Here is a 26,261-nt window from a genome sequence, read left to right on the forward strand (position 1 = left end):
ATGTCCTCCACGCTCATCACCAATGCCCGCCTGGTCAACGAAGGCCGCACCTTCGAAGGCGACCTGCGTATCGAGAACGACCGCATCGCGCAGATCGGCAAGGGTTTGACTCCGCGTGATGGCGAACAGGTGGTGGATGCGGCCGGGCGCTGGCTGCTGCCCGGGATGATCGACGACCAGGTGCATTTCCGCGAACCCGGCCTGACCCACAAGGGTGACATCGCCAGCGAATCGGCCGCGGCCGTGGCCGGTGGCCTGACCAGCTTCATGGACATGCCCAACACCAACCCGCCGACCCTGGATTCAACCATCCTGGAAGCCAAGTACGAGCTGGCGCGCGGCCGTGCCTGGGCCAACTACGGTTTCTACCACGGTGCCAGCAACGACAACCTCGACGCCATCCGTGCGCTCGATCCGAAGAAGGCGCCGGGCGTGAAGGTGTTCATGGGCGCGTCCACCGGCAACATGCTGGTCGACAACCCCGAAACCCTGGACGCGATCTTTCGCGAGTGCCCCACCCCGATCATCACGCACTGCGAAGACACACCGATGATCGATGCCAACCTGAAAGCGTTCCAGGAAAAGTACGGCGACGCACTGACCCCGGAGATGCACCCGGACATCCGTTCGCGTGAAGCCTGCATCAAGTCGACGCGGCTGGCCATGTCGCTGGCGCGCAAGCACGGCACCCGCCTGCACGTGCTGCACATCTCCACCGCCGACGAACTGGCCCTGTTCGAGAAGGGCCCGCTGATCCGCGCCGACGGCAGCCGCAAGCAGATCACCGCCGAGACCTGCGTGCACTTCCTGCACTTCGCCCGCCCGGATTATGCGACCAAGGGCAATCTGATCAAGTGCAATCCGGCGATCAAGGACGTGGCCGATCGCGAGGCGATCACCGCCGCGTTGGCTGACGACGTGCTGGACGTGCTGGCCACCGACCACGCCCCGCATACCTGGGAAGAGAAGCAGAAGCCCTATGCGCAGGCGCCGTCCGGCCTGCCGCTGGTGCAGTACGCGCTGGTCGCCGCACTGGAACGCGTGCACGAAGGCAAGCTGACCCGCGAGCAGGTCGTGCAGAAATTCGCCCATGCCCCGGCCCAGTTGTTCGATGTGGAAGAGCGAGGCTTCCTGCGCGAAGGTTACTTCGCCGACCTGGTGCTGGTGGAAGATGTGCCGTTCACGGTCAAGCGCGAGGACGTGCTGTCCAAGTGCGGCTGGTCGCCGTTCGAGGGCACCACGTTCCGTTCGCGCGTGGCCTCCACCTGGGTCAACGGCCAGCTGGTGTGGGACGGCAGCACGCTGGTGGGCAAGCCCGCCGGCCAGCGCATGACCTACGACCGCTGATGCGTCCGGCACTCATGTTCGCGGCGCTGCTGCTGGCAGCGCCCCTGCTCTCCGCTCCCGCAGCCCAGGCACAGGACGGCATCGGCGACCTGATCGACAGCCGCGTGGTGTTCCCGGCCAGCGCGTCGCAGGGCGCGCTGGTGATCGGCAAGGTTCCCGCCGGCAGCAGCGTGCGCTATGCAGGCCGCGACCTGCGCGTGAGCAGCTACGGCAGCGTGGTGTTCGGCATCGGTCGCGATGAGAAGGGCCCGCTGCAGGTGCAGATCCGCCGACCGGATGGCAGCAGCGAGACGGCCGCCATCGCCGTGACCGCGCGCGACTGGCCGACCGAGCGGGTGAACGGCGTACCGCCGAAGACGGTCAATCCGCCGCCGGCCATCGCCGAGCGGATCAAGCGCGAACAGGCGCAGGTCACCGCTGCGCGTGCGCGCGACGACAACCGCACCGATTTCACCCAGACCTTCATCTGGCCGGTGCAGGGCCGCATCAGCGGCCGCTTCGGCAACGCCCGCGTGTACAACGGCCAGCCCGGTGCCGGCCACTCCGGCATGGACATCGCAGTGCCGACCGGCACCCCGGTGAAGGCACCGGCGGCCGGTGTGGTGACGTTCGCTGGGCCGGACCTGTACCTGACCGGTGGCACGCTGCTGCTCGACCACGGCTTCGGCGTCAGTTCGAACTTCCTGCACCTGTCGCGCATCGACGTGAAGGTCGGTGATCGCGTCGAACAGGGCCAGGTGATCGCCGCCGTCGGCGCCACCGGCCGTGCCACCGGGCCGCACCTGCACTGGGGCATGAACTGGTTCGACACCCGCATCGATCCGCTGCTGGTGCTGGAGCGCAAGTAACGGTAGTGCCGGCCGCTGGCCGGCAACCTCATGGTGTTCAGCGACCTATGCGGATTGCCGGCCAGCGGCCGGCACTACCATGTGATGGTTCAGCCGCGCGCGGCCCACCACACGCGCAGCAACGTGCGCACGGGCGTGGCTTCAATCGGTTTGCCGGCGGCCTGCGCCGCCAGACGTGCACGCGCCAGGCTCGACCATACCCGGCGTGCGCGTGGACCGGGCACGCGGGTGCCCCACCCTTTCAGCAACTGCCGCGCCCAACGCTGTGCAGCGTTGCCGGCATCTTCGTCCAGCAGGCTGCGCGGAACCCCGGCCACGCCAGCGTCCTGCAGGCGCTGGGCCAGGGTCTGCAGCAGCACGGCATGGCCAGCCCCCTTGCGCGGCTTGTCGGCAAACACCACGACCTCGACCGCAGCCACCGCGTCGGCATAGTTGCCCAGTGCGCGTTCGGCGCCGGCAGCGTCCAGCGCTACGGTGCGCGCCTCGACCAGATCCGGCAGCGCCTCGGCCAGCTGCACCCACGGTGCCCGCACCGGCTCCAGCACGCGGCCCAGCGGATGCCGCGAACGCTGCGCGGCCCAGCTGCGCAGTTCCTCGCCCCACCACGCCAGTTTGGCGTCCGCCGGCAGCGGGTCGCCAGCGGTGTTGAGCATGTCGTCGAATTCCTGCAGCAGCGCGAACCACGCCAGCGCCACATGGCGCTGCGGTTCGGCCACGAACGGCTCGGCCACCGACCATTCCGGCCAGCGGCTGCGCCACTTGTCGAGGAAACTATCCAGCGCGGTACTGCTCACTACGTTGTTCCTTACGGCTGGGCCGGGGTCGCCGGCCGGCTCGGCCAGAGACTGGCCAGTTGCAGAAGTCCGGCGTTCTCGACCAGCACATCGGCCTGCCAGGCCAACGGGTCATCGCTGTGCAGGCGGTAGCCCCACAGCGCCGCCACCGACGGCATGCCGGCAGCACGCGCGGCGATGATGTCGCGCTCATCGTCGCCGACGTACACGCAGTCTTCCGCTGCGATGCCGATCAGCTGCGCGGCGTGCAGCAACGGCAACGGATGCGGCTTGCGTTCGGCCAGGGTGTCCCCCCCGACCAGCACGGCGCAGCGCTGCTGCCAGCCGTACTGCGGCACGATCAGCCGCGCCAGGTATTCGGGCTTGTTGGTGACGATGCCCCACACCGTGCCGGCTTCGTCCAGCGCACCGAGCATGCCGGCGACGCCGTCGAACAGCACGGCATGCTGGCCGATCGAGGCTTCGTAGCGCTGCAGGAACTCGGGAATCAGTGCATCGCGCTCGGTTGCTTCCAGCTCTGGAAACGCGGCCGACACCATCGCCCGTGAACCCTTGGACACCACTGGCCGCAACTGCGCAGGATCGATCGGTGCGCGACCGCGCTCGGCCAGCATCGCATCAAGGGTGGCGACGAAATCCGGGGCGCTGTCCAGCAGCGTACCGTCCAGGTCGAACAGCACCGCACGCGGGAACACGGCGGCGGTCACGGCGCCTTGACCGCGTGGGCCAGGTAGTTGATGTCGGTGCGGCTGCTCAGGCGGGCGCGGTTGCGCCACGGCTCATAGGCCATGCCGCTGACATCGGCCAGCTGCAGGTCGGCCTCGCGCAGCCAACGCGCCAGCTCGGCCGGCTTGATGAATTCCTGGTAGTGGTGGGTGCCCTTGGGCAGCAGCCGTGCCACGTACTCGGCACCGACGATGGCCACGGCGAATGCGGCTGCGGTGCGGTTGATGGTGGACAGGAACAGATGGCCACCCGGCTTCAGCAGACGCTTGCAGGCCTCGATGATCGCGCCCGGATCGGGCACGTGCTCGAGCATTTCCATGCAGGTCACCACATCAAAGCTGCCCGGCTGTTCCGCGGCCAGGTCCTCGGCGGCCTGCACCCGGTAGTCGACGCTGACGCCGCTTTCCAGGGCATGCAGACGCGCAACCTTGACCAGCTCCGGTGCCAGGTCGATGGCGGTCACTTCGGCACCGGCGTGGGCCAGCGCTTCACTCAGCAGCCCGCCACCGCAGCCGATGTCGAGCACACGCGCACCTCGCAGCGGCGCGCGGTCGGCAACGTACTGCAGGCGCACCGGATTCAGTGCGTGCAGCGGCTTCTGCGGGCCGTCGGCGTCCCACCAGCGGTTGGCCAGCGCAGCGAACTTGTCCAGCTCGGCCTGATCGAAATTGGAAGAAGCGTGGGGGGCAGTCATGACGGTTGTCCTTGCGGCGCCTGCACTCAGGCGCGGATATGACGGATGCGCTCGCGCCACTGGCGCGCGTTGGCGATGATGCCCGGCAGGTCCATGCCGACCAGCTCGCGCTGCACCAGCTTGGGCTTGCCGGCGATCCAGACGTCGCTGACCTGCTGGCGGCCGGTGGCGTACACCAGCTGCGACAGCACGTTGTGCAGCGGCTGGGTCTCCAGCGCGGACAGATCAACGCAGACCAGGTCGGCCTGCTTGCCGACCTCGATCGAGCCGATGCGCTCGCCGAAGCCCAGGGCGCGGGCGCCGCCGAGGGTGGAGGCGCGCAACGTGGTCGCCGCGTCCAGCGCGGTGGCATCGTCGGCCACGGCCTTGGCCAGGATCGCCGCCGTGCGGTTCTCGCTGAACATGTCCAGGTCGTTGTTGCTGGCGCAGCCGTCGGTGCCGATGGCCAGGTTCACGCCGGCGCGCTGCAGGGCGCAGGCCGGGCAGAAACCAGAGGCCAGCTTCAGGTTCGACTCCGGGCAGTGCACCACGCTGACGCCGCGCTCGGCACACAGGTGGATCTCGGCCTCGGTCAGCTGGGTCATGTGCACCGCGATCAGGCGGTCGTTGACCAGGCCGAGGCGATCCAGCCGCGCCAGCGGACGCTGGCCGTGCAGCTTGATCGAATCGGTGATTTCCTGCGCGGTTTCATGGGTATGCAGATGCACCTGCATGTCCAGCTGGTCGGACAGCATCCGCACCCGCTCGAAATTGGCATCGTTGACCGTGTACGGCGCATGCGGCGCGAATGCGGTGCCGATCAGCGGGTCGGTGCGCCACTGGTCATGCAGTTCACCGGCCTTGGCGAAGTACTCGTCGTCGGTCTTGGCCCAGGCGGTGGGGAAATCGATGATGACCGCGCCGACCAGCGCGCGGAAACCGTGCTTCTTGTAGACAGCAGCCTGCACGTCACCGAAGAAATAGTTCTCGTTGGCGCAGGTGGTGCCGCCACGCAGCATCTCGGCGATGGCAAGGGTGGTGCCGTCGGCCACGAATTCGGGACCGATCACCGCCGCTTCCACCGGCCAGATGTGCTGCTGCAGCCAGGTCATCAGCGGCAGGTCGTCGGCGACTCCGCGCAGCAGGGTCATCGGGTTGTGCGTATGTGCGTTGACCAGGCCCGGCATCAGCGCCGCCTCTGGGCGGCTGACAACCTGGGTGGCGCGGAACCGCGCACGCGCTTCGGCGCGCGGCAGGACGGCCACGATCTCGCTGCCACGGATGGCCACGGCATGGTCTTCCAGCACCACCGCATGCGGCTCGATCGGAACGACATAACCGGCTTCGATGAGCAGGTCGCAGGCTTCGGGGAGGTGCGGGCTATCGCTCATGCGGGCTCACTGGCTGGGGGAAGGACCATACGTAGCCTTGGCTCCGACCTGGCGACTGATCACCGGTCAAACGGCTACCGCTGGGCTTCTGGAAGGCAAGCCCCTGAGTCAGGGGCGGCCGCGAAGCGGCGGGGTGTGGATGCTGGTGAGTGGGGGCCCACGATCCGCCATGGCGGATCGTGGGAGCGCCAGCGCGAATGCGATGGCGCCTACCCGGATTACTTGACGCGCGAGGAGTACTCGCCCGAACGGGTGTCGACCTTGATGATTTCATCCTGGTTGACGAACAGCGGCACGCGCACTACGGCGCCGGTTTCCAGGGTGGCCGGCTTGCCGCCGCCGCCCGAGGTGTCACCGCGGACGCCCGGATCGGTCTCGGTGATCTTCAGTTCAACGAAATTCGGCGGCTGCACGAAGATCGGCGAACCATTGAACAGGGTCACGATGCAGGACTCCTCGCCCTTCAGCCACTTCTCGGCGCCGCCCATGCCGGCCTTGTCGGCCTGCACCTGCTCGAAGGTCTCCGGGTCCATGAAATGCCAGTACTCGCCGTCGCTGTACATGTAGTCCATGTTGGTATCGACAACATCGGCCACTTCCACGTCGTCGGTCGCCTTCATGGTCATTTCGACCGTGCGGCCTGACTTGATGAAGCGATAGCGCACGCGGGTGAAGGCCTGGCCCTTGCCCGGCTTGATGAACTCGGTCTCGGAGATGACGGCCGGTTCATTGTTGACCAGGATCTTCATCCCGTTCTTGACATCGTTCATGCCCGCAGTGGCCATGCTCAAGCTCCTCAAATGGCGAAACCGCCGCGCGTGCGGCGAGCCGGATAGAATGGAAAGCCCACCGGAACCCCGGCGGGCAACTGTTTATGTGTCCATGATAACCGCAGGCCCCCTCTCCATGCAGCTTTCCGCCTTCCCCCGGACCCAGTCGCCAAGCGCGCCCGCGCGCTGGCAGCAGCTGTGGCGGCAGGCCCTGCGCGATCCGCAGACGCTGCTGGCCCGTCTGGATCTGGATGCCGCGGCGCTGGGCGTATCGGAGGCGGCCATCGCCCAGTTCGCGCTGCGCGTGCCGGAGGGTTTCGTCGCCCGCATGCGCCGTGGCGACGCCCACGATCCGCTGCTGCGGCAGGTACTGCCGATCGACGCGGAGATGCGCCCGGCGCCCGGGTTCAGCTTTGACGCGGTGGGCGACGGCGCGGCCAAAAAGGCCACCGGGGTCATCCAGAAATACCGTGGCCGGGCCCTGCTGGTGGCCACCGGCAGCTGTGCCATCAACTGCCGCTACTGCTTCCGCCGGCATTTCGACTATGGCGCCGAGAACGCCGCCAAGGGGGGCTGGCAGGAGGCCGTGGAGGCCATCGCCGCAGACCCGGACATCGATGAGGTGATCCTGTCCGGCGGCGACCCGCTGTCGCTGGCCACGCACAAGCTGGCCGAGCTGACCGATGCGCTGCGCCAGATCCCGCACATCCGCCGGTTGCGCATCCACACGCGCCTGCCGATCGTGCTGCCCGAGCGCGTGGACGAGGAACTGCTGGCCTGGCTGGGCAGCCTGCCGTGGCCATTGGCGATCGTGGTCCATGCCAACCACGCCAATGAATTCGACGCCAGCGTCGATACCGCGATGGCCCGTCTGCGTGGCATCGGCGCCCAGCTGCTGAACCAGGCGGTGCTGCTGCGCGGAGTCAACGACAGCGTGCAGGCGCTGCAGGACCTGAGCGAACGCAGCTTCGCCGCCGGCGTGCTGCCGTATTACCTGCACCAGTTGGATCGCGTCGAGGGCGTGGCCCACTTCGAAGTGGACGACATCCAGGCCAAGGCCCTGATTGCCGGCCTCACTGCCCGGCTGTCCGGCTACCTGGTCCCCAAGCTGGTCCGCGAACTGCCCGGCGACCCGAGCAAGCGCCCGCTGTAGCGCCTCACGCGCCCGATTCGATCATCCGCACCACTTCGGTGGCGGTGACCGGGTGGCTCAGCCGGTAGCCTTGACCCAGGTCGCAGCCACGCTGGGCCAGCAGCTCGAACTGGGCCTCCTGTTCGATGCCCTCGGCCACCACCGTGATGCCCAGTGCGTGGGCCATGGCGATGATCGCCGTGGTCAGGGCCAGGTCGTCCGGGTCGCGCTGCATGTCGGCGACGAAGCTTTTGTCGATCTTGACGCCGTCCACCGGCACCTGCCGCAGGTGGCTGAGACCGGAGAAACCGGTACCGAAGTCGTCCAGCCACACCTTCACCCCGGCCCGGTGCAGGCGATCCAGCAGCTGCGCGGCCAGCATCTCATCGCCGATCACCGCCGTCTCGGTCAGCTCCAGGTGCAGGCGCGAGGCCGGCAGGCCCGACTCCTGCAGGCACTGCGCAACCAACGCCGGCAGCTCCCCGCCGCGCAACTGCCGTGGCGACACATTGACCGAGACGAACAACTCGTCACCGGCCACGCCCCGCGGCCACTGCACCGCTTCCATGCAGGCGGCACGCAGCACCTTCGGGCCGATGATCTCGATCAGGCCACTCTGCTCGGCCACCTCGATGAACACCGATGGCGGAATCGTGCCCAGCGTCGGGTGCTGCCAGCGCAGCAGCACTTCGACACCGACCATGCGGCGGTCACGCATGCGGAAGATCGGCTGGTAGGCCAGCCGCAGCTCACCGCGCTCCCAGGCACCGCGCAGTTCCTGTTCCATGTGCACGCGCCGCTCGACCGCGTGATCCATGGCCCGGCTGTAGTAGCGATAGCAGTTCTTGCCGGCCATCTTTGCCTGGTACATCGCGATGTCGCCGTTCTTCAGCAGCGTCGTCGCATCTGCGGCATCGTCGGGGAACAGGGTCACGCCGATCGAGGTGCCCAGGAACAGTTCCCTGCCCTGCACCACCAGCGGCTTGCCCAGCTCGCGCACCAGCACTTCGGCCAGCAACCGCGCATTGGCCGCAACATCGCCATCACCAACGAGGATCACGAATTCGTCGCCGCCGAACCGCGCCAGCACGGCATCGTCGCCGCCGGCCTCGGTCACTGCGCGGCCGATGCGCTGGGCGAACTGCAGCAACGCCTCGTCGCCGGCCTCATGGCCCAGCGTGTCATTGACCCGCTTGAAATCATCGATATCGGCAAACAGCAGACCCAACCGGTGATTGGACGCACGTGCGGCCATCAATCGATGGTCCAGCGCCTCGCGGAACGCCAGGCGGTTGGTGAGCCCGGTCAAGGCGTCGGTGTAGGCCATGCGCCGCACTTCGCGGTCGTGGCGGGCGATCGCATCACGCATGCGGGCAAAGCCGCGCACCAGTTCCCCGACTTCGTCGTCGCGGGTGTTTTCACGCAGCGGCGCCTGGTAGTCGCCCGCTTCGATGCGCCGGGCGGCCGCGGCCAGCTCGCGGATCGGCGCCACCAGCGTGCGCTGTACGTACAGGATCACCACCACGCCGATCACCACCAGCAGGCCAAGCATCAGCAGCAGCCAGCCCAGATGCCGGCTTCCCATCTGCTGCAGCCGCTCACCGAGTGTCGCGTTGGCCGCCTGCTCACGCTGCAGCACTTCATCCAGTGCCATGCCGACGCGGACACCACCGATGCGCTGTTTGCCCATCCTGATCGGCATCGCGTTGTCGAGCACCGTGGGCGACTGCTGCACCACCAGCGACTGCGCGGCAACCGCCCCGGCCGCCAACGGATCGGTCATCGGCCGCCCGGATCCGGGCACTCCGGCCGAGCCGTCGTGGACCAGCCGCCCGCGGTCGTCGAACACCAGTACGTAGCGCACCACCGGCTGCCGCGAAATGCTGCGCACCAGCGCCCCGACCTGGTCCAGGTCGTTGTTGTGGAGCGGACCGGCAAGCGCATCGGACAGCTCGCGCACCATGGCCTCGCCACGGCTGCGCACGCTGCGGTCGAACAGTTCGTGGATGACGCCGTTGCTGAGCGACCTCACCTCGCCCTGCATCGCAGCCTGCCGCCCCAGCAGCACGGCCAGGATCGCCACCACCACCAGCATCGCCCCGCCCATCGCAAGCAGGAATCGGGCCTGCATCCCCGAGCCGAGCAACTTCATTCCACTTCCATCCGCACGCGCGTCGACCCTTGTTTCAAATCATCCCGCCACGGCTGCGCATGCGCATCGACGCGGCGGAAACCGGCAGCCCCCAACAACCCCTGCAACGCACCCTGCACCCGCCGAAGACAGACGACACGCGACAACCCGGCGGACGCCCGGCCTGATACCCCCGGCGCCGGTCCGGCACCCTGCCGGTCCACACTGCCAAGCGCATGATCCTGCGTCATCGCGAGTTGCCCCTCATCGCTGCCCAACGCCCCTTCTGTGAACCGGGCGCAGCATGCGCCGTCCCGGCCAGCAGGGCCAAGGCCAGGCGCAGCAGTTCCCCCTGCATTGCCCTACGCAGACCCGACACAAGCATCATCCCCCCCGGGGTATCCGGACAGACTACCCGAAAAAATGAGACCGTCGTCAGCTGTCCTTGCCGTTCTTCTGCGCCAGCCGCGCCATGCGCTGGGTATCGGCCAGGATGCCGCGCAGCAGGCGCACTTCCTGCTCGCTGGGCTCGCTGCGCAGGAACAGGCGGCGCAGCTTGCGCATCGCCGACTCGGGCGCGCGACCCTTGTGGAAATCGATCTCGTCCAGAGTCTCGCCAAGTTGGGCGAAGAAGCTCTCCATCTGATCGTGGCTGGCAGCCTGCTCGCGGTTGTCCGGCTCGGTCGCGGCCACCGGCTGTGCGCCGAGCAGCTGCATGCGCACTTCATAGGCCAGCACCTGCACTGCGGCGGCCAGGTTGAGCGAGCTGAACTCCGGGTCGGACGGAATGTGCACGGCGGCATGGCACAGCTGCAGCTCCTCGTTGGTCAGGCCGGTACGCTCGCGACCGAACACCAGCGCCACCTCGGCACCCTCGCTGGCCTTGGCCACTGCACGGGCGGCGGCATCTGCCGGCAGGAACTCCTCCAGCTGGACTCGGCGCGCACGTGCGGTGCACCCCAGCACGAAGCGGCAGTCGGCCACGGCTTCGGCCAGCGTGGCCACCACCGGCGCGTCGCCGAGCACGTCCTCGGCGCCGGCCGAGCGCCGGAAGGCCTCTTCATCAAGCGGCTTCTCCGGCGCCACCAGGACCAGGCGGGCCAGGCCCATGGTCTTCAGGGCACGGGCGGCGGCCCCCATGTTGCCGGGGTGTTGGGTCCCGACAAGGACGAATCGGAGGCGGGTGGCGACAGGAAACTGGGACATGAACAGGGAAAATGTCGAGCTGGACGAAGACCAATGGTAAACTGTGCGGCCGGCCACTGCGCCGGACCCGCTCTTTTCCCCCGCCAGCCCTTCTCTTCTGCCCTTCCGGGAGCCCATGCCATGCAGAAACCCGCCGTCACCGTCATGGTCAAGGCCGCCCGCCTCGCCGGCAACGTCCTCTTGCGCAACATCAACAAGCTCGAGGCACTGAATGTAGTCCAGAAGGGCCGCATGGACTACGCCAGCGAAGTCGACGCGGACGCGGAAAAGGTGATCGTCAAGGAACTCAAGCGCGCTTACCCCGAGTACGGCATCTTCGGTGAAGAAGGTGGCGTGCAGAGCGAGCGTCGCCACATGTGGGTCATCGACCCGCTGGACGGCACCAGCAACTACCTGCGCGGCGTGCCGCACTACTGCGTGTCGATCGCCCTGGTCGAGAACGGCGAGCCGACCGACGCGGTGATCTTCGACCCGCTGCGCAATGAACTGTTCACCGCCAGCCGTGGTGCCGGCGCCGTGCTCAACGACCGCCGTATCCGCGTGGCCGACCGCAAGGATCTGGAAGGCACCATGATCCACACCGGTTTTGCCCCGCGCGAGCGTGCCCGCGCCAGTGCGCAGCTGAAGTCGCTGGACGCCCTGCTGGTGCACGCCGAGGACATCCGCCGCTCGGGTTCGGCCGCGCTGGACCTGGCCTACGTGGCCTGTGGCCGCGCCGACGCCTACTTCGAGGCCGGCGTGAAGGCCTGGGACATCGCTGCCGGCGTGCTGCTGGTGCGCGAAGCCGGTGGCAAGGTCTGCGACTTCAAGGGCGCGACCCCGGCCCGCATGGACAACCGTGGCCCGGACACCCAGCAGATCGTGGCCGGCAACCTGAAGGTTGCCGAGTCGCTGCAGAAGGTGCTGGTCAACACGGGTTACGCTGCCGAGTTCGACGCGAAGTTCTGAGTTCGCGCGTAAAGCGGTTCATGGAGACGGCACCTGCGAAGGTGCCGTTTTCGTATCCGCAGTGATCGTGCTTGTCACTTTCTTTGCTCGTGCAAAGAAAGTAACCAAAGAAACACGCCGCCAGTACGCAAGCCGGTGCTACGCACCGGTCCCCTGCGCTTCTCGGCGAACCAGGGGACGGCGCCGAACTCGCTGCGCTCAGACATCGGCGCCTCTGCGCCCCTGATTCCCCTGCGATGCTCGGCTCGCTGCAAGGCGGACCCAAGATCAAACGCCACAGCTGCACCCAGTAGATCCACGCCATGCGTGGATGCTCTTGCCGTTGATCTTGATCTTCCGGCCCGCCTTACAGCGAGCCGAGCACCGCAGGTCCGGCGAGGGCGAAGAGGCGCGGGTGTCTGAGCGCAGCGAGTTCCCGCACCGTCCCTCGGCGGACCGAGAAGCGCAGGGTACCGGCGTGCGCAGCACGTCGGCTCGCGGCCGGCGGCGTGTTTCTTTGGTTACTTTCTTTGCACGAGCAAAGAAAGTGACACCCCTCCGCGGTCGCGGAAATGATCCGCCGGGCATGGCCCGGCGCTACCGACGCGTGGGCGCGCAAACAAAAACGCCCGGCGCGAGGCCAGGCGTTCCTGCACTGCTCTACAAACGGAGGCTTATGCCACCGTCGACGCCCGCAGCGCGGCGATGCGCTCTTCCAGCGGCGGGTGGCTCATGAACAGCTTCTTCGCCGTCGACCCGGCAATACCGAACGCGGCGATCTGCGTCGGCAGGGTGCTCTGGCCGTGGTTGAGCTGCAGCCGCTCCAGCGCCGAGATCATCTTCTGGCGACCGGCCAGCGATGCACCGCCGGCATCGGCACGGAATTCGCGGTGACGCGAGAACCACATCGAGATCATCGTGGCGAACAGGCCGAACACCATCTCCAGCACGAACACGATGATGTAATACGCAAAGCCACGGCCACCACCTTCGCGGTTGCCCGACAGCGCGCTGTCGATCACCCCGCCGACTACGCGGGCCAGCACGATCACGAAGGTGTTCAGCACGCCCTGCAGCAGTGCCATGGTGATCATGTCTCCGTTGGCGACGTGGGCGATCTCGTGGCCGAGCACGGCTTCGGCTTCATCCTCGCTCATGTTGTGCAGCAGGCCGGTGGACACCGCCACCAGCGCGTTGTTGCGGTTGGCACCGGTGGCGAACGCGTTGATCTCCGGGCCGTCATACACCGCCACTTCCGGCATGCCGATACCGGCTGCCTTGGCCTGGCGCTCGACGGTGGCCAGCAGCCAGCGCTCGGTCTGGTTGCGCGGCTCGGTGATCACCACCGCACCGGTGGAGCGCTTGGCCATCCACTTGGACAGCAGCAGCGAGATGAGCGAACCACCAAAACCGAAGATGGCAGCCATGACCAGCAGGCCGCTCATCGAACGGGAGTCCACGCCCAGGATTGACATCACGATGCTCGCGAGGATCAGCACCGCGAGGTTGGTCGCTAGAAAGAGGGCAATACGGGTGAACATGGGAAATTCCGGCTCGGAAGGGGTCGATATCCGTCAATCTGCGGTGCAGTCAGCTTGAATTCAAGCGCCAACCTGACCGACGATTCAGCTGCATGACCTCCTCCCTCTCCTGCGGCCGCTTCGCGCCCTCGCCCACCGGCCTGCTGCATCCCGGCTCGCTGCTTGCCGCCTTCGGCAGCTGGCTGCTTGCGCGCCACCATGGCGGCCTGTGGCGGTTGCGCATCGAAGACGTCGATCCACCCCGCACGGTGGCCGGCGCCGCACAGGCGCAACTGCAGGCGCTGGCCGCCTTCGGCCTGCTTCATGACGGGCCGGTGATCTGGCAGAGCGCGCGTAGCGACGCCTACCAGACCGCGCTGGACCGCCTGTTGGCCGATGGCCACGCGTTCGTCTGCCACTGCAGTCGGAGCGACCTGGCCGCCAATGGCGGCACCCACCATCGCTGCGTCGCGCGGCAGGCACGACCGGACCCGGCCGTCCGCTTCCGCGTGCCGCCCGGCAGCATCGTGCGCTTCGAGGATGGCCTGCGCGGCCCGCAGCAACAGGATGTCCATGCCGAGGTCGGTGACTTCGTACTGCGCCGCGCCGATGGCTGCTGGGCCTACCAGTTGGCGGTGGTCGTCGACGATGCCGCGCAGGGCGTGAACGAAGTCGTGCGCGGCGCCGACCTGCTCGATTCCACCGCCAGGCAGATCCTGCTGCAGCAGGCGCTGGACCTGCCGACGCCGCGCTACTGGCACCTGCCGCTGCTGCTGGATGCACCGGGCCACAAACTGTCCAAGTCACTGGCCGCGCTGCCGGTGGATGCCGGCGCGCCGGTACCGGTGCTGCGCCGGTTGTGGGAACTGCTGGGCCAGCCGGGCACCGCACTGGACGGCATCGACGACCGCGACGCGCTGTTGGCCGCCGCGCAGCGCAGCTTCAACCCCGGCCTGCTGCCGCGCGCGGACATTCTGCTGCCGGCCGGCGCACTTTCCGCGCCGATGTTGCAGAATCCCCCTTCCCCCACCTGACATCCGGACAGCTTTCCATGACATCTCGCGTCGCACTGGTCACCGGCGGAACCGGCGGCATCGGTACCGCCATCTGCCAACGCCTGGCCGACCAGGGCCACCGGGTCGCCACCAACTACCGCGATGAGACCAAGGCCCGCGCCTGGCAGCAGGCGATGACCGAACGCGGCTACCACGTGGCGATCTTCCCGGGCGATGTCTCCGACTCTGCCAGCGCCGAAGGCCTGATCCGCGCGGTCGAGGCCGAACTGGGCCCGGTCGAGATCCTGGTCAACAACGCCGGCATCACCCGCGACACCACCTTCCACCGCATGCGCGCGGAGCAGTGGCACGATGTGATCAACACCAACCTCAACTCGGTGTTCAACGTCACCCGCCCGGTCATCGAGGGCATGCGTCGACGCGGCTGGGGCCGGGTCATCCAGATCAGCTCGATCAACGGCCTGAAGGGCCAGTACGGGCAGGCCAACTACGCCGCCGCCAAGGCCGGCATGCATGGCTTCACCATCTCGCTGGCGCGCGAGAATGCAGGCTTCGGCATCACCGTGAACACGATCTCGCCCGGTTACGTGGCCACCGACATGGTGATGGCGGTGCCCGAGGAAGTGCGCGCCAAGATCATTGCCGACATCCCGACCGGGCGCCTGGGCAAGCCGGAAGAAATCGCCTACGGCGTGTCCTTCCTGGTGGCCGAAGAGGCCTCGTGGATCACCGGCAGCAACCTGGACATCAACGGCGGCCATCACATGGGCTGGTAAACGGCGCCAGGGCCTGAAAGCCCGTGCTGCACCCTGCCGTTGGTCATGCTGCGCAGCACGCAAAGCCTTGCTGCGCAACATTCCGGCGACGGAAAGCCAAGCCTGGCGGGGGCTGGGGCGGTTGCAACCGCTGCTGCACTGCGCCATGCTGCGCGTCTACTGTGACGAGTACCGCTTCATGGCTGCGACCCGCATCATCAAGAAGTATCCGAACCGCCGTCTGTACGACACCGAGATCTCCAGCTACATCACCATCGAGGACGTGCGCCAGCTGATCCTCGACGGCGAAGACTTCGAAGTCCGCGACGCCAAGAGCGGCGACGACCTGACCCGATCGGTCCTGCTGCAGATCATCGCCGACCAGGAGCAGGACGGTGAACCGATGCTCTCCACCCAGCTGCTGAGCCAGCTGATCCGCTTCTACGGCGATTCCCTGCAGGGCTTCATGGGCAACTACCTGGAGCGCAGCATGCAGGTCTTCCTCGACCAGCAGCAGCAGTTCCGCCAGCAGATGGGCAACCTGCTGGGGCAGACGCCGTGGGCGATGATGAACCAGCTGACCGAGCGCAACCTGGAGTTGTGGCAGGAATTCCAGCGCAACATGGGCAGCGGTTTCGGTGGCCCGCGTCCGGGTGGCACCGGAACGGGCACCGGCGCCGGTACGGCCGGCAAGCCGAACGATCCGACCGGCGGCACCGGCACCGGCGGCAAGACCCGCCGCTGAGCCCCCCCCGCCCCGGCGGATACGAAAACGGCGCGCCATGGGCGCGCCGTTCTGTTTTGAACGCCTCTACGCGGGGCGTGGTTCTACTTCCTGCAGCCCTTGCAGACCCGCTCGACCTTGTACCCCTTCGCCCGCAGCTTCTCGACCACGCCGTCGTTGCCCAGCAGGTGCAGGCCGCCCACCACCACCAGCGTGCCGCCCTGCCCGGCCTGCAGGTACGGCAGCAGCTTGGGCACCCACGCATCGTTGCGGTCGGTATTGATGCGCTGGTACAGCTGCGGATACTTCTGGCGCATCTCCACGCCCATCCGGCTCCACAGCAGGCGATCGTCGCCGCGGCGCCAGGCCTCATGCAGCATCTGCGCCTGGGCATCACCCTTGCCCGCTTCGTCCAGCGCCTCGGACAGCATCTGCCGCTGCTCCTGCACGCTCATGCCATCAAGCAGGTTGATCTGGCTGGACATGTCTTCCAGGCCTGCGGTCTTCTTGCCGGCCTTCTGCGCCCGCTGCATGAAGTGCCGGTCCAGCCCCAGCTCGGGGTCCAGGCCCAGTTTCTGCATCTGCCCGACGGTGATGGTCAGGCCGACGAACCACGCTTTCATGCCCTGCAACTGCGCCAATGGCAATTTGTTCTGCGTCGCATAGGCCTGCAGCTTCTGCCAGGTCGGCGCATCCAGGTCACGCTTGAGTTCGCTGCCGTCCTTGCGGGTAGCCACCTGCACCATCTGGCTGGCCATCTGCGGCGACTGCAGTTCCTCAGGGGTCACTTCGAACAGCACACGCTGCGAGGCTTCGAATGCCTGCTCGACCTCGGTCGACAGTGGATAGTCCTGCGGCTTCAACAGATGGAAGGAACCCAGCAGGTACAGGCGTGCGTCTCCCTGCCCGGTGACCTTCCACAGCAGCGGCACCGGCGGCTTGCCGGCCGTGGCTTCGGCCGGCGCATCGCGCGCGACGGCCAACGGACCGACGGCGCAGGCAACGAGAAAAACGGCACTGCGCAGCAACAGTTTCATCAACATGTTCAACCCTCTCCTTCAGGCAGGTGATACGTCTTCTCACCCGCTTCCACGCGCAGGTCCAGGCGGTTTTCCGGCGGTGCCAACGGACAGGTCGCATAGGCGGTGAACGCGCACGGTGGGTTGTGGGCGTGGTTGAAGTCGATCGTCACGTGGCCGTCGGCCGTGGGCGCATCGGTATCCAGATAGCGGCCGGCAGGGTAGCTGCCGTGGCCACTGGTACGGTCGGCAAAGATCAGGAACAGCGGCTGCCCCGGTTCGCCGATCGCTTCCAGCCGCCAGCTGCGACCGTCGCGATCGAATTCCACGGCACCGGCGTTGGGCATCTCGGTGGTCAGGCCGGTGATGTCCACGATCGGCAGGGTCTTGCCTGGCGGATGCGCGATGAAGCGCGCCTGCACCTGCCATTGCGGGCCACCGGGCCAATACTGCAGGCCGGCGAAATCGCGGCGCGCCGGTGCATCGGCATGCTTGACCCGCAGTGCATCGCGCGGGCCGCGACGGATCAGGCTGAGCTGGCCCTTGCCACCATCGAAGGCCAGCAGGGTCGGCTGCGGATCCTTGTCGGTATCCATGCGCACACGCCCGCGCACGGGCTGTCCATCAAGGGTGACATCCGTGCCGGACTCCGGCGTGAACCACCACTGGTCGCCGTCACGGCGCAGCAGGCCCAGCTTGGCCGGCCCCACCGCCAGGCGGATGCCGCTGGTGTCGCCGCTGCCGACGAAGTGCGATCGGTTCTGCAACCAGTGCAGGCCGACCAGCGCGGTCCAGCCATCGGGCCGGGTCAGGTCCTGGTAGCGCAGCACCCGCCATTGCTGTTGCTGTGCGGCGAAGGCCGGATCCTCAACGGCAGCCGGTGCCGGCGTGGGTGCCGGGCTGCAGGCCACCAACAACAGGGCCGCCAGCAGGCTGCCCATTCGGCAAAATCGCATCGGTGCTCCCCTCAACGTCCGCGCAGGAACCAGCGGTCGATCTCCGCCAGCGAAAAACGGGCCCAGGTCGGTCGGCCGTGGTTGCACTGGCCGGACCGCTCGGTGATTTCCATGTCGCGCAGCAGCGCGTTCATTTCCGGCACGGTCAGGCGCCGGTTCGCACGCACCGCGCCATGGCAGGCCATGGTCGACAGCAGCTCATCGCGCGCAGTGGCGATGCGACGGCTCTGGCCGTGCTCGCGCAGGTCGGTCAGCACATCGCGCAGCAGGCCTTCGGGTTCGGCATGGGCCAGCAGCGCCGGGATGCTGCGCACGTGCAGCGCGCCCGGTCCGGCACGGGTGATCTCGAACCCGAGCGCAGCCAGCGTATCGGCCTCCGCCTCGGCGGTATCGGCCTCGCGCTCGCCCACCGCCAGGGTGATCGGCACCAGCAACGGCTGCGACTGCAGGCCGATGCCATCGTGCGCATTCTTCAACCGCTCGTAGCCGATGCGTTCGTGCGCCGCATGCATGTCGACCACGATCAGGCCTTCGGCGTTCTCGGCCAGGATGTAGATGCCATGCAGCTGGGCAACGGCGTAACCCAGCGGAGGTACGCCGGCGTCGGCACTGGTGACCGGCAATCCGTTCTCCATCGGCATCGGCGGCAGTGCCGCACCGCGCTCGGCACCCGCTGGCGACGCATACAACGCAGCATAGGCGGCGGGTGCGTCGGCCACCTGCAGGCCCAGCGGCTGCTGCGGGCGCCAGCCAGAGAAGCCACCACCACCGCCGCCCTGCCCGGCACCGGGCGCCGGGCCGCGTACGTAGCCGAAGCTGGACGCCGTCGCGCCCGGCATCGCCGCCGCAGGGTCGCCTTCGGCCGGATGCGCCGCGCCGGCACCGATCTCCTGCGCGGTCATGCCAGCACGGGTGTCGGCCAGTGCATCCTTCAGGGTGCGGTAGACGAAGTCATGCACCAGCCGCGAATCGCGGAAGCGCACCTCATGCTTGGCCGGATGCACGTTCACATCAACGCGCGTCGGGTCCAGCTCCAGGAACAGCACATACGCTGGCTGGCGGCCGTGATACAGCACGTCGCCGTAGGCCATCTTCACTGCATGGGCGACACTGCGGTCACGTACCGAACGGCCGTTGACGTACAGGTACTGCTGATCGGTGCTGGCGCGCGAATAATGCGGCTGCGCGATCCAGCCATGCAGGCGCAGGCCGGCACTGCTGTGGTCCACGCGCACGGCCTGGTTGGCGAAGTCCTCGCCCAGGGTCTCGGCCAGGCGCACGTCCGAATACAAGTCGCCCGGCTTGTAGCGACGCGAGGCCTTGCCGTTGTGCGAGACGCGCAGCTCGACATCGGGACGGGCCAGCGCCAACGAACGCAGCCACTCTTCGATATGCCCCAGTTCGGTGCGCTCGGCGCGCAGGAACTTGCGCCGCGCCGGCACGTTGTAGAACAGCTCGCGCACTTCCACCGTGGTGCCGGGCGCATGCGCGCGCGGGGTCACCTCGCCGATCTTGCCGCCTTCGATCTGCAGTGCCGAACCGTGCTCATCATGGGCACGGCGCGAGGCCAGGGTGAAACGACTGACCGAGGCGATCGACGGCAGCGCTTCGCCACGGAAACCCAGCGTGGCCACCGCTTCCAGCTCATCCAGGTTGGCGATCTTGCTGGTGGCGTGCCGCGAAACCGCCAGCGGCAACTGTTCTGCGGCAATGCCGCTGCCGTTGTCGCGGATACGGATCAGGCGCACACCGCCTTCTTCCAGCTCGATATCGACGCGGCTGGCGCCGGCATCGATCGCGTTCTCTACCAGTTCCTTGACCACCGATGCGGGTCGTTCGACCACTTCACCGGCGGCAATCTGGTTGATCAGGATTTCCGGCAGCGGCCGGATCGGACGCGGATCGGGCGCGTTCATGGGCAGGCAAGGCAGGCAGACGTCATGCCACGATGATAGCGGAGCGGCGCCAAGTAGAGTCGAGATGCAGCGTACGCGGCGCCAGCCAGGCGTGGCCTGGCTCCAGCGGACGCGGGCGATCTCCAGCGGGTTACTTGCTGCCGCCGGCCACGGTGCTTGCAGCGTCGATCTCGGCCTGCGCGCGCGCGGCGTACAACGTGCCCGGCGGCGGTTGGCGGCTGAAGAAGGTGTGCACGCCATCCAGCACCGCACCGGCGACCTTGCGCTGGTAGGCCGGGTCGATCAGGCGGCGCTCTTCATCCGGGTTGGAGATGAACGCGGTTTCCACCAGCATCGCCGGCATGTCCGAAGTGCGCAGCACGGCGAAGTTGGCGCGCTCGATGTTCGGCTTGTGGTTGTTGCCGATACGCTTCAGGCCGCCCAGCACGTGCCCGGCTGCGTCCTCGGAGGATTTCATGTAACCGCTCTGGGCCAGGTCCAGCAGGACGTTGGCCAGCGTGCCTTCGGTCTGCTGCAGGCGCACGCCACCGACCAGATCGGCGGCGTTTTCCTTGTCCGCCAGCCAGCGTGCACGCTGCGAAGACGCGCCCTTGGTCGACAGCACATACACCGACGAACCGGTGGCCGAGCGGTTTTCGGCGGCGTCGGCATGGATCGAAATGAAGATGTCGGCCTTGTTCGCACGCGCCTTCTGCGCACGCATCGGCAGCGGGATGAACACATCGCTGTCGCGGGTGAGGAAGGCTTTCAGGCCAGGCGTAGCGTTGACCTGGCGAGCCAGTTCACGCGCCACCGCCAGGGTGACATCCTTCTCGCGCTTGCCGGTCGGGCCGATGGCGCCCGGATCCTGGCCGCCATGGCCCGGATCGATCGCCACCACCAAGTGACGCATGCCCGGCTGCATGCGGATGCGCGAGGCATCGCTGGGCATGGTCGGACGCGGCGACTCGGTCGGCGCAACAGGTGTCGGCACCGGCTTCGGCTGGGTGGCCACAACTGCAGTGGTGGCCTGACCAGCCAGGATGGCTGCCGGCGACGACGTCGGGGTGCTGCTGGCGGTGGTACCTGCTGCCGCCATCTGCACCGGGGTGGTGCTCGGCGCCGGCGTCGGCGCGGCGGGTGCCGCTGCGCTGGCACTGGCCTGCTGCTGGACCTGCGCGGTCAACAGCGCAGTGGCTCGCGCGGCATCACCACGGGACTGTGCGGTTTGTGCCGGGGTCGGGCCCGGGACCGGAGCCGGACTCACCGAAGCTGCCGCTGGCGGCTGCGCAGGCGTCGGCGCGGGGCGACTGGCGGCCACGGCCGGGCCATCGCCGGGCCACTCGATCACCAGCTTGGATTCATTGCCTTCGCGCTGCATCTGCGGGCGGAAGGGGGCGACCGTCTCGGCCAGGTCGAATACGACGCGGAAAGTGCCCGGCACCGGCTGCCCGGTGCGCACCGCAGTCACCACGCCCTGCGGCGACGGCATCTTCAGGTTGCGCACCGCGCTGGAATCAGGGAAATCGACCACCAGCCGGTTCGGACCGGCCAGCGACAGGGTCTTGTAGCCACCACTGCCGACCAGCGCGATTTCCGCGCGGGTTCCGGTCGCACCGGTATTGAGCAGCACCTGGCGGACCTCACCGGCCCACGCACTGACGCTCGCCAGACCAAGTCCGACGGCGGCACAGATGGCAATGAGTCGATTCCCCGGGCGCATGACTCAGGATTCAATCACCGCACTGAACGGAATGCAACACCTTTTTCCTTAATAATCCGTAACCTGCCGGTGTTTGTTCTCGTCAGCCGACAGAAAGGGCCTGCAAGTCGCCACCTTCGGGAAGCCGCTGCAGCCATTCACGTCCCGTGTCGCTGATGCCAGTGAGACGCACGCGACGCCCCTGACCTTCAATCTCCAGTGCGACCACCAGATCGGTTGGCGGCAGCGCACCGGCACCGCGCTCTGGCCATTCGACCAGCCACAGCACGGCACTGCCCTCGTCCAGCCCGAGGAAATCCAGCTCGCCGGCCTGGCCGATGCGATACAGGTCCATGTGCCAGGCCTCGCCGCCACTGGACAACGGATAGCGCTCGACCAGGGTATAGGTGGGGCTGCGGATCGCCCCCTGCACGCCCAGCGCCCGCAACAGCGCGCGCGCCGTGGTCGATTTGCCGGCGCCAAGATCGCCGCGCAACTCGACCAGCGCCTGCGGCGGACGGGTAGCTGCCAGCCATTGCCCCAGCAGTTCGGTGGCGTTGCTGTCGGCAAGGAAGAATTCGGTCATCGGGAACATTCCGGGTTGGCCAGCCGCCGCAGGGGCGCCAGCAGATCAGTGGGAAGCAGGCCGCGGGCACCGTCGGCGGCGGCGACATCGCCGGCCAGGGCATGCAGCAGCGCACCGCCTGCCGCCGCATCGAACGCAGGCAGGCCCTGCGCGCGCAGGCTGGCGATGATGCCGGTCAACAGGTCGCCCATGCCACCCACCGCCATTCCCGGGTTGCCGGCCGCAATCAGTCGCGGTGCATGGCCGGGCGCGGCGACGATGCTGCCTGCCCCCTTCAGCACCACCACTGCGTGATAGCGCTCGGCCAGCGCCTGCGCGCTGGCATAGCGATCGGCCTGGACTGCCGCCGTGGTGGTTTCCAGCAGGCGCGCGGCTTCGCCGGGGTGCGGGGTCAGGATCGCATCGGGCAGCGCATGTGCATCCTGCGCCAGCAGGTTCAACGCATCGGCGTCGATCACCAGCGGCAGGCCTGACTGCAGCACACGCGCATACAGCGCGCGCGCCCATTCGTCCTGGCCCAGGCCCGGGCCGATCGCCACCACCCTGGCTTTTGCCAGCAACGCCGGCAGCGCTGAGCCATCTTCCAGCGCGTGCGCCATCGCTTCAGGCAACCTCGCCAGCAGCGGGCCGACATGGTCGCGGCGGGTGCCGATGCTCAGCAGGCCCGCGCCAGCACGCAGCGCAGCTTCGGCGGCCATCGCGATGGCACCGCCGCTGCCATGGTTGCCGCCCACGCACAGCACGTGGCCGGATTCACCCTTGTGGCTGTTGGCACGGCGCGGCGGCAGCAGATCCGGCAGGCGCGACTGCGTCCAGCACTCTGCAGCAGCGACGACACCCTGCCAGGCCGCATCGGCCAGCGCCAGTGGTGCCAGGTGCCTGCGCCCGGTGTATTCCAGTGCATCGCCGGTGTACAGGCCGCGGTGGGCGACGATGAACTGCACTGTCAGGGCCGCGCGTACGGCTGCGCCCGGCACGCAGCCATGGTCGGCGTTGACACCGCTTGGTACGTCCAACGCCAACACCGGCGCCTGCTGCGCGTTCAGCGCCTCGATCAAGGCCAGTGCCGCGCCCTCTGGTGCCCGGGAGAAGCCAAGGCCGAACAGGGCATCGACCCATAGATCGGCCTGGGCCAGTTCGCCGTTGAAATCAGTGACAGTGCCGCCGGCGGACCTGAAATCCGCTGCGGCGCGCTGCGCCAACGCCGTGGAAGGTGGGCTGCCCGGCAGCGCGATCAGCTGCACCTGCCGCCCGGCCTCCAGCGCATGACAGGCCAGCACATAGCCATCGCCGCCATTGTTGCCGCTGCCAACCACCACGCCGATCCGCCGCGCCTGCGGCCAGTGCTGCAGCAGGCTCTGCCAGGCCGCCTGGCCCGCCTGGGCCATCAGGCCCCAGCCACCATCGCCCGCCAGCGCGGAGGCCTGGGCATCGAGTATGCGTGCGGCACGGGAATCGAACAGATCGGCGAGGTTGGCCATGCGGGGATTTTATACTGGTGCACATGTCCCCCGTCCCTGCCCCCCTCGATCCGGCCCTGGCCGTACAGCGCATCCGCGATCTGGCGCGCGCGCATGGCTTCCAGCGCTGCGGTATCGCCGGCATCGAACTGGGCGAGGACGAGGCGCACCTGGCCGACTGGCTGGGCCAGGGCCTGTACGGCACGATGGACTGGATGGCACGCCACGGCACCCTGCGCGCGCGCCCGGCAGAGCTGCTTCCCGGCACCGTGCGGGTGATCTCGGTGGGCATGGACTACAGCCACAGGGACGACACCGAAGCGTGGGCGACCCTGGCCGATCCGGGGCGCGCCTACGTCGCCCGCTACGCGCTCGGCCGCGATTACCACAAGCTGATGCGCAACCGCCTGCAGAAGCTGGCCACGCAGATCAACGATGAAGTGGCGCCGCTGGGCTACCGCGTCTTCGTCGATTCGGCGCCAGTGCTGGAACGCGCGCTGGCACGCAACGCGGGGCTGGGCTGGATCGGCAAGCACACCTGCCTGATCGACCGCCACGGCGGCTCGTGGTTCTTCATCGGCGAGATCTACATCGACCTGCCGCTGCCGATCGACACGCCGGCCAGCGCGCACTGCGGCACCTGTACGCGCTGCATCGACGTCTGCCCGACCCAGGCCATCACCGCCCCGCAGCGGCTGGATGCGCGCCGCTGCATCTCCTACCTGACCATCGAGCATGACGGTGCGATTCCAGTGGAGATGCGACCGCTGATCGGCAACCGCATCTATGGCTGCGACGACTGCCAGCTGGTCTGCCCCTGGAACAAGTTCGCCAAGCGCACCGACGAAGCTGACTTCCGCGCCCGCAACAACCTGGACACCGCACGCCTGGACCAGTTGTTCGCCTGGGACGAAGCTGAATTCCTGCGCCGTACCGAAGGCAGCCCGATCCGCCGCAGTGGCCATGAGCGCTGGCTGCGCAACATCGCCGTGGCACTGGGCAATGCGCCAACCACGGCGGAGACGCTGTCGGCGCTGCAGACGCGCGCCGAGGCTGCTTCACCCGTAGTCCGCGAACACGTGCAATGGGCACTGGCCCAGCACGGCCAGCGCTGACGTGCGATCCTGAGCCCCCTGCTCCATCTGCCCCACGCCGTCACCATGCAGCCACGCAACAACGACGTCTTCACCCCCAGCCAGCTCAACACCCTGGCGCGCGACCTGCTGGAAGGCAGCTTCCCGGCGATCTGGGTGGAAGCCGAACTGGGCAGCGTGGCGCGGCCGGCGTCCGGCCATCTGTATTTCACCCTGAAGGACGCGCGTGCACAGTTGCGCGCTGCGATGTTCAGGATGAAGGCGCAGTACCTGAAGTTCGTTCCGCGCGAGGGCATGCGCGTGCTGGTGCGCGGCAAGGTGACCCTGTACGACGCCCGTGGCGAGTACCAGATGGTGCTGGACCACATGGAGGAAGCCGGCGAAGGCGCACTGCGTCGCGCGTTCGAGGAACTGAAGGCGCGGCTGGAGGCCGAGGGACTGTTCGACCCGGCCCGCAAGCGGCAGATGCCGGCCCACATGCAGCGCCTGGCGGTGATCACCTCGCCCACCGGTGCCGCCGTGCGCGATGTGCTGAGCGTGCTCGGCCGCCGCTTCCCGTTGCTGGAAGTGGATCTGCTGCCGACCCTGGTGCAGGGCGCAACCGCTGCCGCGCAGATCACCCGCCTGCTGCAGGCCGCCGATGCCAGCGGCCGCTACGACGTGATCCTGCTGACCCGTGGTGGTGGCTCGCTGGAAGACCTGTGGGCCTTCAACGATGAAGCGCTGGCCCGCGCAATCGCCGCCAGCAGCACGCCGGTGGTCTCGGCGGTGGGTCACGAAACCGACTTCAGTCTCAGCGATTTCGCTGCTGACCTGCGCGCGCCTACGCCATCGGTGGCCGCGGAACTGCTGGTACCCGATCAGCGCGACCTGGCCCTGCGCCTGCGCCGCAACGCGGCTCGCATGGTGCAGCTGCAACGCCACGCCATGCAGCAGGCCATGCAGCGCGCTGATCGCGCCCTGCTGCGCTTGAACGCACAGAGTCCGCAGGCACGACTGGATCTGCTGCGCCGTCGTCAGCTGGACCTCGGACGTCGCTTGCATGCGGCGCACAACCAGCAGCAGGAGCGTCGCGCGGCCCGTTTGCGCCACGCTGCCGCAGTGTTGCGGGGCCATCATCCGCAGCGGCAGATGGAGGCGCTGCGACGTCGCCTTGCCGCGTTGGGCGGGCGCCCACAAGCGGCGCTGCAGCGCCTGCTGCAGCGTGATGCGCTGCGCCTGCGTGGCCTTGCACGTTCGCTGGAAGCGGTCAGTCCGCTGGCGACCGTCGCGCGTGGCTACAGCATCGTGACCCGTGCAGAGGATGGCGCGTTGGTGCGCCGGATCGAGCAGGTGCAACCGGGTGACGCACTGCAGGCCCGGGTCGGCGACGGCGTGATCGACGTACAGGTGACTGCGGTCAAGTAAGGGGTGTTCGGCAGGGCTGCGCCCTGCACCCGCAGAAGCAACGGCAACAGCCGAAGCAACGGCAGAAGCGGGTTTCCTGAGGGATGGCGGGGTGGGCCCGGTTGCGGGGGACGCTGCAAGTACGTCCATGTAAGCTCGGTCGCGCCATCCATGGCGCTCACGCCCCCGCAACCGGACCCACC

At 67.9% G+C, this 26,261-nt stretch carries 23 protein-coding genes; 9 read left to right on the plus strand and 14 right to left on the minus strand.

Annotated features, from left to right (window positions below):
* A complete protein-coding gene (locus AC3WTC_RS16970) occupies positions 1-1,347 on the plus strand; it encodes a dihydroorotase (RefSeq protein WP_033831575.1) in 1,347 nt (448 codons plus the stop codon).
* A complete protein-coding gene (locus AC3WTC_RS16975; RefSeq protein WP_279209123.1) occupies positions 1,347-2,195 on the plus strand; it encodes a M23 family metallopeptidase in 849 nt (282 codons plus the stop codon). Before AC3WTC_RS16970 ends, AC3WTC_RS16975 begins: the two co-directional genes overlap by 1 nt.
* 89 nt (positions 2,196-2,284) lie before the next feature.
* Here AC3WTC_RS16975 and AC3WTC_RS16980 read toward each other — a convergent pair whose 3' ends face one another.
* From AC3WTC_RS16980 to efp, 5 genes are all read right to left on the minus strand, one after another.
* Entirely contained in the window at positions 2,285-2,989 is a 705-nt protein-coding gene (locus AC3WTC_RS16980; RefSeq protein WP_492712035.1) for a squalene/phytoene synthase family protein, read from the minus strand.
* Between the two features lie 11 nt (positions 2,990-3,000).
* On the minus strand, positions 3,001-3,696 hold the full coding sequence (locus tag AC3WTC_RS16985) for a phosphoglycolate phosphatase (RefSeq protein ID WP_492712037.1): 696 nt from the start codon (positions 3,694-3,696) through the stop codon (positions 3,001-3,003).
* Positions 3,693-4,409 (minus strand): bifunctional 2-polyprenyl-6-hydroxyphenol methylase/3-demethylubiquinol 3-O-methyltransferase UbiG, encoded by a 717-nt coding sequence (gene ubiG / locus AC3WTC_RS16990; RefSeq protein ID WP_492712039.1) that lies wholly within the window; start codon positions 4,407-4,409, stop codon positions 3,693-3,695. The genes AC3WTC_RS16985 and ubiG overlap by 4 nt, the downstream gene beginning before the upstream one ends.
* Before the next feature lie 26 nt (positions 4,410-4,435).
* The gene (locus tag AC3WTC_RS16995; protein WP_059064671.1) at positions 4,436-5,779 is read right to left on the minus strand and encodes a TRZ/ATZ family hydrolase; all 1,344 of its coding nucleotides are present in this window, start codon (positions 5,777-5,779) and stop codon (positions 4,436-4,438) included.
* Positions 5,780-5,997: 218 nt separating this feature from the next.
* Positions 5,998-6,564: an elongation factor P gene (gene efp, locus AC3WTC_RS17000; protein ID WP_006379771.1), complete on the minus strand. Its 567-nt coding sequence runs from the start codon at positions 6,562-6,564 to the stop codon at positions 5,998-6,000.
* A gap of 97 nt (positions 6,565-6,661) precedes the next feature.
* Here efp and epmB point away from each other — a divergent pair, with 97 nt between their 5' ends.
* The gene (epmB, locus tag AC3WTC_RS17005; RefSeq protein WP_333623587.1) at positions 6,662-7,702 is read left to right on the plus strand and encodes an EF-P beta-lysylation protein EpmB; all 1,041 of its coding nucleotides are present in this window, start codon (positions 6,662-6,664) and stop codon (positions 7,700-7,702) included.
* A 4-nt stretch (positions 7,703-7,706) separates the two neighbouring features.
* Here epmB and AC3WTC_RS17010 read toward each other — a convergent pair whose 3' ends face one another.
* Both AC3WTC_RS17010 and AC3WTC_RS17015 read right to left on the minus strand, forming a co-directional pair.
* The gene (locus AC3WTC_RS17010) at positions 7,707-9,833 is read right to left on the minus strand and encodes a putative bifunctional diguanylate cyclase/phosphodiesterase (RefSeq protein ID WP_080148397.1); all 2,127 of its coding nucleotides are present in this window, start codon (positions 9,831-9,833) and stop codon (positions 7,707-7,709) included.
* 414 nt (positions 9,834-10,247) lie between these two features.
* A complete protein-coding gene (locus tag AC3WTC_RS17015) occupies positions 10,248-11,018 on the minus strand; it encodes an RNA methyltransferase (protein WP_033831582.1) in 771 nt (256 codons plus the stop codon).
* Between the two features lie 120 nt (positions 11,019-11,138).
* Between AC3WTC_RS17015 and AC3WTC_RS17020 the strand changes: the two genes are divergently transcribed.
* On the plus strand, positions 11,139-11,966 hold the full coding sequence (locus AC3WTC_RS17020) for an inositol monophosphatase family protein (RefSeq protein ID WP_025876387.1): 828 nt from the start codon (positions 11,139-11,141) through the stop codon (positions 11,964-11,966).
* 653 nt (positions 11,967-12,619) lie between these two features.
* Here AC3WTC_RS17020 and htpX read toward each other — a convergent pair.
* Positions 12,620-13,486 (minus strand): protease HtpX, encoded by an 867-nt coding sequence (gene htpX, locus AC3WTC_RS17025; protein WP_025876385.1) that lies wholly within the window; start codon positions 13,484-13,486, stop codon positions 12,620-12,622.
* Positions 13,487-13,578: 92 nt separating this feature from the next.
* On the opposite strand from htpX, the gene gluQRS reads away from it, so the two are divergent.
* The 3 genes from gluQRS (at position 13,579) to phaR (ending at position 15,981) form a co-directional block, all read left to right on the plus strand.
* Positions 13,579-14,499, plus strand: coding sequence for a tRNA glutamyl-Q(34) synthetase GluQRS (gene gluQRS, locus AC3WTC_RS17030; RefSeq protein WP_492712041.1), 921 nt, complete (start codon positions 13,579-13,581; stop codon positions 14,497-14,499).
* Between the two features lie 17 nt (positions 14,500-14,516).
* Positions 14,517-15,257, plus strand: coding sequence for an acetoacetyl-CoA reductase (phbB, locus tag AC3WTC_RS17035; RefSeq protein ID WP_025876381.1), 741 nt, complete (start codon positions 14,517-14,519; stop codon positions 15,255-15,257).
* Between the two features lie 178 nt (positions 15,258-15,435).
* Positions 15,436-15,981 carry a polyhydroxyalkanoate synthesis repressor PhaR gene (gene phaR / locus AC3WTC_RS17040; protein ID WP_025876379.1) on the plus strand — a complete coding sequence of 182 codons (546 nt, stop codon included), beginning with the start codon at positions 15,436-15,438 and terminating at the stop codon, positions 15,979-15,981.
* Positions 15,982-16,064: 83 nt separating this feature from the next.
* Here phaR and AC3WTC_RS17045 read toward each other — a convergent pair whose 3' ends face one another.
* From AC3WTC_RS17045 to AC3WTC_RS17070, 6 genes are all read right to left on the minus strand, one after another.
* Positions 16,065-17,003: a TraB/GumN family protein gene (locus tag AC3WTC_RS17045; RefSeq protein WP_492712042.1), complete on the minus strand. Its 939-nt coding sequence runs from the start codon at positions 17,001-17,003 to the stop codon at positions 16,065-16,067.
* A gap of 2 nt (positions 17,004-17,005) precedes the next feature.
* Positions 17,006-17,935: a DUF1684 domain-containing protein gene (locus tag AC3WTC_RS17050; protein ID WP_080148394.1), complete on the minus strand. Its 930-nt coding sequence runs from the start codon at positions 17,933-17,935 to the stop codon at positions 17,006-17,008.
* Positions 17,936-17,946: 11 nt separating this feature from the next.
* On the minus strand, positions 17,947-19,851 hold the full coding sequence (gene mutL, locus AC3WTC_RS17055) for a DNA mismatch repair endonuclease MutL (RefSeq protein WP_117310876.1): 1,905 nt from the start codon (positions 19,849-19,851) through the stop codon (positions 17,947-17,949).
* 130 nt (positions 19,852-19,981) lie between these two features.
* Positions 19,982-21,553, minus strand: coding sequence for an N-acetylmuramoyl-L-alanine amidase (locus tag AC3WTC_RS17060; RefSeq protein WP_154880867.1), 1,572 nt, complete (start codon positions 21,551-21,553; stop codon positions 19,982-19,984).
* A gap of 82 nt (positions 21,554-21,635) precedes the next feature.
* Positions 21,636-22,118 carry a tRNA (adenosine(37)-N6)-threonylcarbamoyltransferase complex ATPase subunit type 1 TsaE gene (gene tsaE / locus AC3WTC_RS17065; RefSeq protein WP_025876369.1) on the minus strand — a complete coding sequence of 161 codons (483 nt, stop codon included), beginning with the start codon at positions 22,116-22,118 and terminating at the stop codon, positions 21,636-21,638.
* Positions 22,115-23,599, minus strand: coding sequence for an NAD(P)H-hydrate dehydratase (locus AC3WTC_RS17070; protein ID WP_492712045.1), 1,485 nt, complete (start codon positions 23,597-23,599; stop codon positions 22,115-22,117). Before AC3WTC_RS17070 ends, tsaE begins: the two co-directional genes overlap by 4 nt.
* Before the next feature lie 23 nt (positions 23,600-23,622).
* Between AC3WTC_RS17070 and queG the strand changes: the two genes are divergently transcribed.
* Together queG and xseA are read left to right on the plus strand one after the other, a co-directional pair.
* Entirely contained in the window at positions 23,623-24,693 is a 1,071-nt protein-coding gene (gene queG / locus AC3WTC_RS17075) for a tRNA epoxyqueuosine(34) reductase QueG (RefSeq protein WP_059064679.1), read from the plus strand.
* A gap of 45 nt (positions 24,694-24,738) precedes the next feature.
* A complete protein-coding gene (gene xseA / locus AC3WTC_RS17080) occupies positions 24,739-26,079 on the plus strand; it encodes an exodeoxyribonuclease VII large subunit (protein ID WP_492712046.1) in 1,341 nt (446 codons plus the stop codon).
* The last annotated feature ends 182 nt before the right edge of the window (positions 26,080-26,261 follow it).

This window comes from Stenotrophomonas sp. FW305-C-20-S1, assembly GCF_058783335.1.

Bases quoted from the DNA above. Each gene is read 5' to 3' on its own strand.
- ubiG (WP_492712039.1), bottom strand. From the start codon at position 4,409: ATGACTGCCCCCCACGCTTCTTCCAATTTCGATCAGGCCGAGCTGGAC.
- htpX (WP_025876385.1), bottom strand. From the start codon at position 13,486: ATGTTCACCCGTATTGCCCTCTTTCTAGCGACCAACCTCGCGGTGCTG.
- xseA (WP_492712046.1), top strand. From the start codon at position 24,739: ATGCAGCCACGCAACAACGACGTCTTCACCCCCAGCCAGCTCAACACC.
- AC3WTC_RS17020 (WP_025876387.1), top strand. From the start codon at position 11,139: ATGCAGAAACCCGCCGTCACCGTCATGGTCAAGGCCGCCCGCCTCGCC.
- AC3WTC_RS17015 (WP_033831582.1), bottom strand. From the start codon at position 11,018: ATGTCCCAGTTTCCTGTCGCCACCCGCCTCCGATTCGTCCTTGTCGGG.
- AC3WTC_RS16970 (WP_033831575.1), top strand. From the start codon at position 1: ATGTCCTCCACGCTCATCACCAATGCCCGCCTGGTCAACGAAGGCCGC.
- queG (WP_059064679.1), top strand. From the start codon at position 23,623: ATGTCCCCCGTCCCTGCCCCCCTCGATCCGGCCCTGGCCGTACAGCGC.
- phaR (WP_025876379.1), top strand. From the start codon at position 15,436: ATGGCTGCGACCCGCATCATCAAGAAGTATCCGAACCGCCGTCTGTAC.
- AC3WTC_RS17010 (WP_080148397.1), bottom strand. From the start codon at position 9,833: ATGAAGTTGCTCGGCTCGGGGATGCAGGCCCGATTCCTGCTTGCGATG.
- efp (WP_006379771.1), bottom strand. From the start codon at position 6,564: ATGGCCACTGCGGGCATGAACGATGTCAAGAACGGGATGAAGATCCTG.
- AC3WTC_RS17060 (WP_154880867.1), bottom strand. From the start codon at position 21,553: ATGCGCCCGGGGAATCGACTCATTGCCATCTGTGCCGCCGTCGGACTT.
- AC3WTC_RS16975 (WP_279209123.1), top strand. From the start codon at position 1,347: ATGCGTCCGGCACTCATGTTCGCGGCGCTGCTGCTGGCAGCGCCCCTG.
- AC3WTC_RS17045 (WP_492712042.1), bottom strand. From the start codon at position 17,003: ATGTTGATGAAACTGTTGCTGCGCAGTGCCGTTTTTCTCGTTGCCTGC.
- tsaE (WP_025876369.1), bottom strand. From the start codon at position 22,118: ATGACCGAATTCTTCCTTGCCGACAGCAACGCCACCGAACTGCTGGGG.
- epmB (WP_333623587.1), top strand. From the start codon at position 6,662: ATGATAACCGCAGGCCCCCTCTCCATGCAGCTTTCCGCCTTCCCCCGG.
- AC3WTC_RS16995 (WP_059064671.1), bottom strand. From the start codon at position 5,779: ATGAGCGATAGCCCGCACCTCCCCGAAGCCTGCGACCTGCTCATCGAA.
- AC3WTC_RS17050 (WP_080148394.1), bottom strand. From the start codon at position 17,935: ATGCGATTTTGCCGAATGGGCAGCCTGCTGGCGGCCCTGTTGTTGGTG.
- phbB (WP_025876381.1), top strand. From the start codon at position 14,517: ATGACATCTCGCGTCGCACTGGTCACCGGCGGAACCGGCGGCATCGGT.
- mutL (WP_117310876.1), bottom strand. From the start codon at position 19,851: ATGAACGCGCCCGATCCGCGTCCGATCCGGCCGCTGCCGGAAATCCTG.
- gluQRS (WP_492712041.1), top strand. From the start codon at position 13,579: ATGACCTCCTCCCTCTCCTGCGGCCGCTTCGCGCCCTCGCCCACCGGC.
- AC3WTC_RS17070 (WP_492712045.1), bottom strand. From the start codon at position 23,599: ATGGCCAACCTCGCCGATCTGTTCGATTCCCGTGCCGCACGCATACTC.